An 11,214-nucleotide genomic window follows, 5' to 3' on the forward strand; every position below is an offset into this window, starting at 1 on the left:
CCATCGCAATCACACTGTCCTCCGGACCGCATTTTTCTTGCAGCGACCCGGTGTCCACTTCGCGGGAAAATGCTTATAGGTCACGCCTCATCAGATTCCGCAATGCCCTGACGGGCCGGAGCCCCCTTATGACCCACCCCGCATCCTCACCCTTCGACGACATCCGCCGCCTGATCACGACCATGCCCGGTCCGGACGAGGCGGCGATCGAAGCCGTGCGGTTGAGGGATCGGCAGCTGACGAAACCGACCGGCAGCCTCGGGCGTCTGGAATGGCTGGCCGAGTGGCTCGCCGCCTGGCAGGGGAAGTCCAACCCGACCGTGGACCGTCCCCTGGTCTGCGTCTTCGCCGGAAGCCACGGCGTCACGGCCAAGGGCGTGTCGGCTTACCCCTCAGAGGTCAACCGCCAGATGCTGGAGAATTTCGCGGCGGGCGGTGCGGCCATCAACCAGATCTGCGCGGCCTATGGTCTCGGTTTCAAGGTGTTCGATCTCGCCCTCGACATGCCCACCGGCGACATCACCGAGACGGAAGCCATGGACGAGAAGGCCTGCGTCGCCACGATGGCCTTCGGCATGGAGGCGATTGCCGGCGGCACGGATCTTCTGGCGGTCGGCGAGATGGGCATCGGCAACACCACCGTGGCGGCTGCGATCTACACGGCGCTCTTCGGCGGCCCGGCCGAGCACTGGGTCGGGCGCGGGACCGGCCTCGACGATGAGGGCCTGAAGCGCAAGGTCGCCGCCGTCGAGGCGGCCATCACCCGCCATCGCGACCACCTGAACGACCCGCTTGAGATCTTGCGCCGTCTGGGCGGCCGCGAGGTCGCGGCCATCGTGGGTGCGATCCTGGCCGCCCGACTCCAGCGGATTCCCGTGGTGCTCGACGGCTACGTGGCGACCGCCGCCGCCGCCGTTCTCCACGCCGTCCATCCTTCGACGATCGACCATTGCGTCGCCGGCCACCTCAGCGCGGAGGGAGCCCATCAGGATGCGCTCGCGCGTCTCGGCAAGATCCCGCTCCTGGCGCTCGGCATGCGCCTCGGCGAAGGGAGCGGGGCGGCCCTGGCGATGGGCGTCGTGAAGGCCGCCGCCGCCGTCCATCGCGACATGGCGACCTTCAGCCAGGCGGGAGTCTCTGAGCGCCTGTCGTGAGAAGGCGCCGAGGCCGCTTCCGGGCGAGCGGCATCCAGTCCCTCCTCATCGCCCTGGCGCTGGCCGGCGGGTCGGTGATCGCCCTCAGGCCGAACGGCCGTGCTCTGGAGGGACGCGCCCATGTCACCGACGGCGACACGATCCTGATCGGCGAGGCCAGGATCCGCCTGAAGGGGATCGACGCGCCTGAGATGGAGCAGACCTGCTCGCGCTCCGGCCGGTCGTATCGCTGCGGCGACGCGGCCCGCCGGGCGCTCATCGCGCTCGTCTCCGGCGAGACCGTGCAATGCCGCGCAGCGGGCCGCGACCGCTACCAGCGTATTCTGGCCCGGTGCACGGTGAAGGGCAGCGATGTCGGAGCACGGATGGTGGAGGAGGGCTGGGCCTTGTCCTACGGCCGGGACTACGACCTTCAGGAAAGGCGTGCGCAGAGCCGTGCGGCTGGCCTCTGGGCGGGCGAATTCGACCGTCCGCAGGATTGGCGGCGCTCCCGCGCGGGCGAGTGAGCCGGGCACGGCCGCGCGGCCCTGCTCCCCACTCGCTAAGCCTTGCCGGAATTCCTATCTGAGACGGATGCAACCTTCTCCTGATTTCGAAGAACTCGCGCGCACGCTGCGCGCCTGCCGCATCTGCCGGGACATGCCCCGCTATGGCGCGGTCTTGCCCCATGAGCCGCGCCCCATCCTTCAGGGGAGCGCAACGGCCCGCCTTTGCATCGCGAGTCAGGCTCCCGGCACTCGCGCCCATGCCAGCGGGATCCCCTTCGACGACCGCTCGGGCGCGAGGCTGCGGGAGTGGCTGGGTCTCGACATGACCGCATTCTACGACGCGTCCAGGGTCGCGATCGTGCCGATGGGTTTCTGCTTTCCGGGGCAGGATGCCAAGGGCGGGGACCTGGGCCCGCGCCGGGAATGCGCCGAAACCTGGCGGCAGCCGCTCTTCCGGGCGCTTCCCGATCTCGACCTCGTTCTCCTCATCGGCCAGTATGCCCAGGCCTGGCATCTCGGCGACGGATTTCAGGATGGATTGACCGGCACGGTGCGGCGATGGCGGGAGATCCTCGCGAGCCCCCAAAAGCCCCGCATCCTGCCGCTGCCTCACCCCTCCTGGCGCAACAACGGCTGGCTTAAGACCAATTCCTGGTTCGAGGAGGAGCTTTTGCCTGTTCTTCGCTCCGAAATTCGCTCTATGTTCGAGCTCGACCATACAGGAGCCCGGAAAGCATGAGTCTCACGAGCCTGTACTACACCGTCGAAGGTCCGGTCGCCACCATCGCGCTGGCCCGGCCTGACAAGCTGAACGCGTTGAACGGCACCATGCATGCCGAATTGCGGGAGACACTCGACAGGTGCGAGCGGGACGAGGCCGTGCGCGTGGTGGTGCTGACCGGGGAGGGCAGGGCCTTTTCGTCGGGGCAGGACCTGACCGAGGATCTGCCGAAGGACAAGGAGGGCCGCGTCGATCTGGGACCTCCGCTCGCCCGCGACTACAATCCCCTCGTTCTCAAGCTCGCCAATTATTCCAAGATCACCGTCGCGGCCCTCAACGGCCCGGCAGTCGGCGCCTCCATGAATATCGCACTCGCCTGCGATATCGTCGTGGCCGCGCGCTCTGCCTACCTGCAGGAAGCCTTCGCCCGGATCGCCCTCGTGCCGGATGCGGGCGGCACCTGGATCCTGCCGCGCCTCGTCGGGCCCAAGCGGGCGCTCGCCCTCATGCTCACCGCCGAGCCGGTCCCGGCCGAAGAGGCGCAGCGAATGGGCCTCGTCTTCAAGGTCTTCGACGATGGGTCCTTCGCCGTCGACGTGGCGGCCTTCGCGGCTGGAATCGCCAACGGACCCGGCCTGGCTCAGCGCCTGACCAAGCGGGCGGTGGCGGAAAGCCTCTCGAACGATCTGGAGGCTCAGCTCGATCTTGAGGCCCGGCTGCAACGGGAGGCCGGCTTCAGCCGCGATTTCGCCGAAGGCGTGGCCGCATTCCGCGAGAAGCGCGCGCCGCGCTTCGAAGGCCGGTGAGGACCTGAGCCATGCGCCGCATGCCCTGGATTCTCATTCTCGCGACATTGGCCATCGTGATCGGCCTCTTCATGGGGCGCGATCCCGAACATGCCGGGCGCCTGTCGGAAATGTATCGAAACGTGGCGTTCACGGGCGAGGCCCGCGAGATGGTCCTCATGCTGCTGGCGCTCGGGATCGGAGCCTTCATCGTCTATCTGACCATGACGCGGCGGTAGGGCGCCCAGATGAGCCCGGGTTTGTTCACGAGGCGTTCAAGAGGAGAATTTTAGTTTTCCCGTGTCATGCCCGCTCTCCGGGCGAGAAAAAGGTTCGCGCGCCGTGCAGCTGGTGAAACGTGCTATCGTTTTTTCGATCTTTCTTCTGACGGCAGCAGGGGCGTTTTCCTCCGCCTCGGCGCAGCAACGCCTTGCCCTGGTGATCGGTCAGAGCGCCTATGACGGCCGCCAGCTCGCCACGGCGGCCAATGACGCGGGCCTGATCGCCCAGACGCTCACAAGCGCCGGGTTCGAGGTCATTCAGGGGCGCGATCTGAACGCCAACGATCTGCGCAGAGTGGTGCGCGACTTCCTGGACAAGGCTCAGGAGCTCGGCGACGACGGTGCCGCGATGGTCTATCTCTCGGGCTATGGCCTTCAGCTCGAGGGCGAGAACTATCTCCTGCCGGTGGACGCCCGCATTCAGCGTGATACGGACATTCCCATAGACGGTTTCCGCCTGTCGGACCTGGTCCGCTCCATGGAGCGCATCCCGGCGCGGACCCGCATCGTCGTGGCCGATACGGCGCGCGACTTTCCTCTGCCCGCCGGCAGCGATCCGATCGCCCGTGGCCTCGCCCTCATGGAGCCGCCCGCCGGCTTCCTGATCGCTTTCGCCTCGGCGCCGAACATCGTCGCAGGCGACGCGCCCGGGCCCTACGGCCATTACGCCACGGCTCTGACCGAGACGATCCGCCAGCCCGGCGTTCCGGTGGATGAAGTGTTCAACCGCGTTCGCCTGCGCACGCACGAAACCACGCAGGGCCTGCAGACCCCCTGGCACGTGGCCAATCTCGGCGATGCGGCCTTCGTGTTCTTCGAACCCGAGGAATCGGCGTCCGTGCCATCTCCAGTTCGCGACGTGCGGCGTATCGAGGAGGTTTCCGCCGAGGAAGCCTACATCATCGCCGTCGAGCGCGACACGATCCAGGATTACCAGGCGTTCCTGCGCCGCTATCCCGACCATGCGCTCGCCCGCCGCGTCTCGGCGCTGCTGGCCGCCCGCCGCGAAGCCATCGTGTGGCGCCGCACCGTGAGCCGCAACACGAGTGAAGCCTACTGGACCTATCTGCGCCGCTACCCGAATGGGCCGCACGCCGCGGATTGCCGCCGCAGGCTTGTGCGTCTGTCCGCGGCGATCGCTCCGCCGCCGGTATTCGAGGAGGTGATCTACGAGGATCTGCCGCCTCCGCTTCCCGTTGTGGAGCGGATCGAGATCGTCGACGTCGTGACGATCATTCGCGAGGCGCCGCCCCCTCCGCCTCCTCCGGTCTATTTCCGATCCTATTACGAGGAGGACGTGGAGTTCGTCACGATCATCCGTGAGCCGCCTCCGCCTCCGGTCCTGGTCGGCGTGCTCCCGATCCCGGCTCCGATCCCGGTGCCGCGCCGTGCCCGTCCGCCGCGCTCGTTCTACCAGCCGATTGCCCCTGTGACGCCTCGCGGCCCGGTTGCCATTCCGGTGGCGCCGCCACCGATCGCCCGGCCTCCGGTGGACGGGCCCGGTGCCCCTCGTCCGTCTCGTGGAATCCGGCCCGAGTCCGTCGTGCCCCGTCAGCCCGGGCTGATCGCGCAGCCCGAGCCGATCCCGGTCGCAGCGCGTCCCGCCGAGCAGCGCCGGCCGACCGCGCGTGAGCTTTCGGGGTTCCCGTCGTCCCGGCCCCGTCTGCCGAGCCGTCCGATTCAGGCGCCGACGGTCATGAGGCCCGAGGCCGACCGCCCGACGCCTGCAGTGCCCCGCCCGGGGAGGCCCGGATCCGCTGCGGACGAAAGACAGGAGCGGGCAGTCAGGCCCTCTCTCCCGGCGGCGCCGCGAACTGACCGCTCGCCCGCCGTCCCAACGGCCCGGGATGTGCCCGATGCCCGGCCACGCATTCCCCGCCTGGCTCCCGAGCAGGAGCGGCCTTCCGCAGCGCGTCCGCCTCGCCCGAACATCGAGCGGGAACGTCCTGCCGCGCCGCGCCTGCGCCCGGCGATCGAGCGGGAACGTCCTGCCATGCCGCGGCCCTCGCCGCGGCCCTCGCGGCCTCGGCTGGAGGACGATCGCCAGGATGTGCGCCGTCCTGCCCGCCCGTCCGTCCGCGAGGAGGAGCCTGCGCGTCCGCCTCGTCCTGTGGCGCGGCCGAGGCCGGAGCCCCGGATCGAGGCGCCGCGTTCCGCGCAGCCTGCCCGGCCGCGTGTGCGGCAGGAGCGTCCGGAGCCAGACAGGGCCGCGCCTCGGCCGCGGGAGATCCGGCGGCCTCAGCCGATGTTCGAGCGTCGTGCGGCTCCGCAAGAACGGCCCGTGGTACAGCGGGCCGCTCCTGTGGCTCGGCCCCAGGCCCCAGCGAGGCCATCGGTCCGAGAGGAGATCCGCAGGCCTTCCGCTCCCGCAAGAAACAGGCAGACCTGCCGGCCCGGACGTCCCTGCGAAGAGGACTGAACTGGGCCTGACGAAAAGGGCCGGAGACCTGCGGGTCCCGGCCCTTTCCATGTCTATTGGTCAAAAGCCCGCCCGGTCACTTCTCCAGCCTTGCGATGAGGCTCGACGTATCCCAGCGGTTTCCGCCCATCTTCTGCACATCGGCATAGAACTGATCGACCAGGGCGGTGAGCGGCAGGCTCGCGCCGCTCTTGCGGGCCTCGTTCAGCACGATGGACAGGTCCTTGCGCATCCAGTCCACGGCGAACCCGAAATCGAATTTGCCCTGGTTCATGGTCTTGCCCCGGTTTTCCATCTGCCAGGAGCCGGCCGCGCCCTTTGAGATCACGTCCAGCACGGCCTCGATGTCGAGACCGGCCTTCTTGCCGAAGTGAATGCCCTCGGCGAGACCCTGCACGACACCTGCGATGCAGATCTGGTTGATCATCTTGGTGAGCTGTCCGGCACCGGCCGGACCCATGAGGCGGGAGGCGCGGGCGAAGCTCATGATTGCCGGTTCGACCTTCGCATAGATCTCGGCGTCGCCGCCGCACATGACGGTGAGGACTCCGTTCTCCGCACCGGCCTGACCGCCGGAGACCGGCGCATCGATGAAGGAGAAGCCTTTGTCCTTTGCTGCAGCGTGCAACTCGCGGGCGACCTCGGCGGAGGCGGTGGTGTGATCGACGAAGATCGTGCCCTTGCCCATGCCGTGGAAGGCGCCGTCGTCACCGAGCGTGACCTGGCGCAGATCGTCGTCGTTGCCCACGCAGGCGAACACGATCTCCTGGCCTTCCGCGGCCTCGCGAGGCGTTCCGGCGGCGCGGCCGCCATTCTCCGATACCCACCTGTCGGCCTTCGCCGCGGTGCGGTTATAGACCGTCACCTCGTGCCCCTTGTCCTTGAGATGCCGCGCCATGGGGTAACCCATCACGCCCAGACCCAGAAAAGCGACCTTCGCCATCATGTGCTCCCGATTTGTCCCTCGCAGTGGTTCTAGCGCATCGTGCGGAAAAGTGGATCCGGTTTTCCGCACACAACGATGCGCTGTTTATAAGAGGCAGCATCGGACCTGAAAGTGGCATCCACGTTCAGGTCCCATACTTTGGGAACAGACGGGACAGGGGCAAACGGCTCTATCGAATATCGAAGGAGAAATATCGGGCGCGGATCCGGTCATAGGTGCCGTCCGCCTTCACCTGCCCGATGGCGCGGTTGAACCGGGCGCGCAGATCCTCGTCCTGCTTGCGAAGGCCGACGCCGTAAAGCTCGCGGCGGTAGGCCGGATCGGCAGGCGTGTCACCCAGCACATGGCAGCATTCGCCCTCGCGACTTTCCAGGAACTTCGACAGCAGAAGCTCGTCTCCGAAGACCGCATCGAGCCGTCCCACGAGCAGGTCGAGATTGGCTTCGTCGGCCTTGGCGTAGAGAACGATCTCCGATTCCCTGTAGAAGGTCCTGAGATAGGTCTCGTGATCGCTGCGCTCGGTGGTTCCGATCCTCTTGCCCGCGAGCGCCTGCGGCGTGACCTCGCCCTGGGCCGTCTCCCTGGAGCCGATGAAGACCGCGGGAATGCGGTAATAGGGATCGCTGAAGGCGATCTTTTTCTGGCGCCTCTCGGTGATTTCGAGCGACGACATGATCGCATCGTATTCGTGGTTCACCAGTCCCTTGATGATGCCGTCCCATTCGTGCTGGACGATTTCGCACCGGACCTGCATCGCTTCACAGAGACTTTTCAGAAGATCGACCTCGAAGCCCCGCAGCTCGTTGGTGTTGGGATCGATGAAGTTGAAGGGCGGGTAGGCGCCCTCGACCGCGATCCGGATCGCGGGCTTCTGCGGAGGCGCCGCCTCTTGGGCCGACGCCAGGGGATTGATGAGGGGCGCGGCAAGGCCGGCCACGAATCCCATGATTATCGCCGGTCTCCGCCCCAAATCAAACGCGCTCACGGTTTTTCAGCCTGCAATGTCGGCGCCGATATCACGTGAAAAGGCAGTTGCCGTCAATCGATGGGAAGCCTGACTTCTCCGGCTGTCCCGTCGAGGGGCGATTCACCCGCCGGTCATGCTCATGTGGCGGTTGACGGCGGGGCGGGCATGATCGCGGTCGATGACGAAGTCGTGTCCCTTGGGCTTGCGGGCGATGGCGTCGATGATGGCTTGCCTGAGCAGCGCATCGTCCTCGGAGGCGCGAACAGGTGCGCGGAGATCGGCGGCGTCCTCCTGGCCCAGGCACATGAAGAGCTGCCCGGTGCAGGTCAGCCGCACCCGGTTGCAGCTCTCGCAGAAATTGTGCGTCAGCGGCGTGATGAACCCGAGCCTGCCGCCTGTCTCCGCCACCCTCACGTAACGGGCCGGACCCCCGGTGCGGTCGGGAAGATCGACGAGCGTATGACGCTCTTCCAGGCGCCGCCTCACCTCCGACAGCGGCAGGTACTGGTCGATGCGCTGCCCTTCGATCTCGCCCAGCGGCATCACCTCGATCAGTGTCAGGTCCATGCCCCGCTGATGGGTCCAGTGGATGAGATTCTCGATCTCGTCCTCGTTCACGCCCTTCAGCGCCACGGCGTTGATCTTGACCTTGAGGCCCGCGTCCTGCGCGGCGTCTAGCCCCTGCATCACCTTGGAGAGATCGCCCCAGCGGGTGATCTTGCGGAACTTGTCCGGATCCAGGGTGTCGATGGAGACGTTCACGCGCTTTACGCCGCATGCGGCGAGTTCGTGCGCGAAGCGGGCGAGCTGAGAGCCGTTGGTGGTGACCGTGAGCTCGTCGAGGGCGCCGGACTGAAGGTGGCGCGAGAGGGAGCGGAACAGGGACATGATGTCCCGCCGGACCAGCGGCTCGCCGCCGGTGATGCGCAGCTTGCGCACGCCCTGCCCGACGAAAGCGGTGCAGATACGGTCCAGCTCCTCTAGGCTCAGGAGGTCGCGCTTGGGCAGGAACGCCATGTCCTCGGACATGCAATAGACGCAGCGAAAGTCGCAGCGGTCGGTCACGGACACGCGAAGGTAGGTGACGGCACGCCCGAACGGATCCAGCAGGGAGGGGCCGGGGAAGGGCGATTGAAGCTGGATCGGTGCTCCCTGCATCGGGTGCTGTCCTCGATTATTACCTGTAACGGCTTGCTTTCAATTTATGCTTCGCGCAGCTCTCGTCAAACCACAAAGCCGAGAAGAGGTCCGATTCCATGACAACAGAGCGCTGGCCCAGGGAGCTTCGCCTGGCCAAGGACAGGCGAAGCCTGCACATCGCTTTCGACGATGGGGCTTCCTTCGACCTTCCTGCCGAGTACCTGCGCGTCACGAGCCCTTCGGCGGAGGTGCAGGGCCACAGCCCGGCCGAGCGCAAGACGGTGGCGGGCAAGAAGAACGTGGAGATCATCGGCGTGGAGCCCGTGGGCAACTACGCCGTGAAGCTCGTCTTCGACGATCTGCACGATACCGGCATCTACAGCTGGAGCTACCTCTACGAACTTGGGGCGGGCTGCGAGGAGAAGTGGCAGGCCTATCTCGACGAGCTAGGAGCGAAGGGGCTTTCGAGGGATCCCAGGCGTTAGCGGCTGAGGCGCCGGAGTGAGCCGGTCTCGCGGGACGTTTTCTGAAAGAAACGTTATTGCGTATATGGGCTGCAGGTGGTAGGGGTGAGCCGCCAAGCTTACCTTTCGAAACCACATACGGGATCACGCCATGCCCCTGACGCTTTCCGTTCAATCCTTCCGCCGCCTCGACGGCACGTCTGTCATCTCCCAGGTCTTGGCCGGGGATGAAACGGGCAACCCCTTTGACTATCCTTCGTTCAGCGCGGACGGGCGCTATGTGGCCTTCCAAACGGCGGCCAACCTCACTTCGGGCGATGTGGAGTTCGTCGACGTCTTTCGCATGGACCTGGCCACGGGCGCCCTTGTCAAAATCTCCACCGCCGCCGACGGTACAGGGGGAAATCAAAACAGTACCTCCGTCCAGCTCAGCGCGGACGGGCGTTACGCGGTCTTCGCCAGTCATGCGACCAATCTGGGCTCCGGCGGACCCACGTCTTCCGACATCTTCTGGAAGGATCTCGTAACGGGGGAGGTGCGCCTGGTCTCCTCCGCCCAATGGACCGGAGCCGATGGCAACAGCTACGCTCCCCAGATCAGCGCCGACGGCCGCTACGTGCTGTTCGAGAGCAGCGCCACGAACCTGGTTCCCGGCGACCCCGCGAGCCAGGACATATTTCTCAAGGACGTCGTCACCAACGCGATCGTGCGCGTATCCGCCTCGGCGAGTGGGGAGGGCGGAAATGCCAGCAGCTTCAATGCGCAGTTTACGCCCGACGGGCGGTTCGTGGTGTTCGAAAGCCGTGCCGACAACTTGGTGGCGGGGGACACGAACGGGGATTTGGACGTCTTCGTCAAGGACCTGACGACGGGCGCGATCAGCCGCGCGTCCACCGACGCCAACGGGGGCGAGGGGGATGGGGACAGCCTCAATGCCCGGATCAGCGCCGATGGCCGCTATGTGTTCTTCCAGAGCGATGCGGCCCTCGTTCCCGGCGACACGGGGACTTTCGACATCTTCCGCAAGGACCTGACGGACGGTTCGATCGTCAAGGTCTCGGCCAGCGCGAACGGCGAAGGGGGAAACGGCAATAGCTTTTTCGCTTCCGTCAGCGCCGACGGGCGTTACGTGACCTTTACGAGCCAAGCCACCAATCTGGTGCCAGGCGACCCGTCAGGCTTCCCGGGCGACGTCTTCCTGAAAGATCTGCAGACGGGCGCGATCGCCCGCCTCTCCGTCAGGGCCGACGGCTCGGAGGGGGACGGCAATCCGGGCCTTGATCTCAGATCCCAGATCAGCGCCGACGGGCGCTATGTGGCATTTCAGAGCAGCTCCCGCCTCGTGCCCGGAGACGAGGATTTCGCATCAGACATCTTCCTGGTGGACGCGGCCTATCTCCCGCACCGCCAAGCCATCGTCGAGGGGCGCTACGTGGAGGCGAAGCTCGGCGTGGGGGCCGCCTCCAGGGTGAGCATCGCCTGGGGCGATGGGACGGCCAGCACCGTGACCCCGAGCCTCGGCAGCGCCTCCTTCAGCCATATCTATGCCAGCAGCGGCACCAAGGCCGCTCTGGTCACCGTCAAGCAGGGCGCCCAAACCTGGGTCGTCCCGTACAAGGTCGACCTTGCCGCCGGCACCTTGGCGCGCAACACGGCGCTTATCGACACCCTCTCGGGCGGCGCAGCGGCGGATGCGCTCACGGGCGATGCCTTCGCCAACAGGCTCTACGGAAACTCCGGCAGCGACCGGCTTTACGGCAGATCCGGCAACGACACGCTCGCTGGGGGCTTGGGCCATGACAGGCTCTATGGCGAGGCCGGCAACGACACGCTGGACGGGGGCTATGGC

Annotated in this window: 10 protein-coding genes and 1 pseudogene; 8 read left to right on the top strand and 3 right to left on the bottom strand. The window is 66.6% G+C overall.

Annotated elements, in window-relative coordinates:
- Positions 1 to 128 precede the first annotated feature (128 nt).
- The 6 genes from cobT (at position 129) to GR328_RS20900 (ending at position 5,848) form a co-directional block, all read left to right on the top strand.
- Entirely contained in the window at positions 129 to 1,154 is a 1,026-nt protein-coding gene (gene cobT, locus GR328_RS20875; protein ID WP_160887278.1) for a nicotinate-nucleotide--dimethylbenzimidazole phosphoribosyltransferase, read from the top strand.
- A complete protein-coding gene (locus GR328_RS27630; protein ID WP_160887280.1) occupies positions 1,151 to 1,660 on the top strand; it encodes a thermonuclease family protein in 510 nt (169 codons plus the stop codon). Before cobT ends, GR328_RS27630 begins: the two co-directional genes overlap by 4 nt.
- 67 nt (positions 1,661 to 1,727) lie before the next feature.
- Positions 1,728 to 2,381, top strand: coding sequence for a uracil-DNA glycosylase family protein (locus GR328_RS20885; RefSeq protein ID WP_160887282.1), 654 nt, complete (start codon positions 1,728 to 1,730; stop codon positions 2,379 to 2,381).
- On the top strand, positions 2,378 to 3,169 hold the full coding sequence (locus GR328_RS20890) for an enoyl-CoA hydratase-related protein (protein WP_160887284.1): 792 nt from the start codon (positions 2,378 to 2,380) through the stop codon (positions 3,167 to 3,169). Before GR328_RS20885 ends, GR328_RS20890 begins: the two co-directional genes overlap by 4 nt.
- Positions 3,170 to 3,180: 11 nt before the next feature.
- Positions 3,181 to 3,387, top strand: coding sequence for a hypothetical protein (locus GR328_RS20895; protein WP_160887286.1), 207 nt, complete (start codon positions 3,181 to 3,183; stop codon positions 3,385 to 3,387).
- A 103-nt stretch (positions 3,388 to 3,490) separates the two neighbouring features.
- Positions 3,491 to 5,848, top strand: coding sequence for a caspase family protein (locus tag GR328_RS20900; RefSeq protein ID WP_160887288.1), 2,358 nt, complete (start codon positions 3,491 to 3,493; stop codon positions 5,846 to 5,848).
- A gap of 76 nt (positions 5,849 to 5,924) precedes the next feature.
- Here the strand turns inward: GR328_RS20900 and GR328_RS20905 are convergent, their stop codons facing one another.
- The 3 genes from GR328_RS20905 to moaA all read right to left on the bottom strand — a co-directional run bounded on the left by GR328_RS20905 (position 5,925) and on the right by moaA (position 8,919).
- Positions 5,925 to 6,791: an NAD(P)-dependent oxidoreductase gene (locus GR328_RS20905; protein ID WP_160887289.1), complete on the bottom strand. Its 867-nt coding sequence runs from the start codon at positions 6,789 to 6,791 to the stop codon at positions 5,925 to 5,927.
- A 172-nt stretch (positions 6,792 to 6,963) separates the two neighbouring features.
- Positions 6,964 to 7,740 (bottom strand): ABC transporter substrate-binding protein, encoded by a 777-nt coding sequence (locus GR328_RS20910; RefSeq protein WP_160887290.1) that lies wholly within the window; start codon positions 7,738 to 7,740, stop codon positions 6,964 to 6,966.
- Between the two features lie 141 nt (positions 7,741 to 7,881).
- Positions 7,882 to 8,919 (bottom strand): GTP 3',8-cyclase MoaA, encoded by a 1,038-nt coding sequence (moaA, locus tag GR328_RS20915; RefSeq protein WP_160887291.1) that lies wholly within the window; start codon positions 8,917 to 8,919, stop codon positions 7,882 to 7,884.
- Positions 8,920 to 9,017: 98 nt separating this feature from the next.
- Here moaA and GR328_RS20920 point away from each other — a divergent pair, with 98 nt between their 5' ends.
- Positions 9,018 to 9,386 carry a gamma-butyrobetaine hydroxylase family protein gene (locus GR328_RS20920; RefSeq protein WP_160887292.1) on the top strand — a complete coding sequence of 123 codons (369 nt, stop codon included), beginning with the start codon at positions 9,018 to 9,020 and terminating at the stop codon, positions 9,384 to 9,386.
- A gap of 130 nt (positions 9,387 to 9,516) precedes the next feature.
- Positions 9,517 to 11,214, top strand: a pseudogene (locus GR328_RS20925) (PD40 domain-containing protein); the annotation flags it as partial.

This window comes from Microvirga makkahensis, assembly GCF_009830105.1.
Lineage (GTDB): Bacteria > Pseudomonadota > Alphaproteobacteria > Rhizobiales > Beijerinckiaceae > Microvirga > Microvirga makkahensis.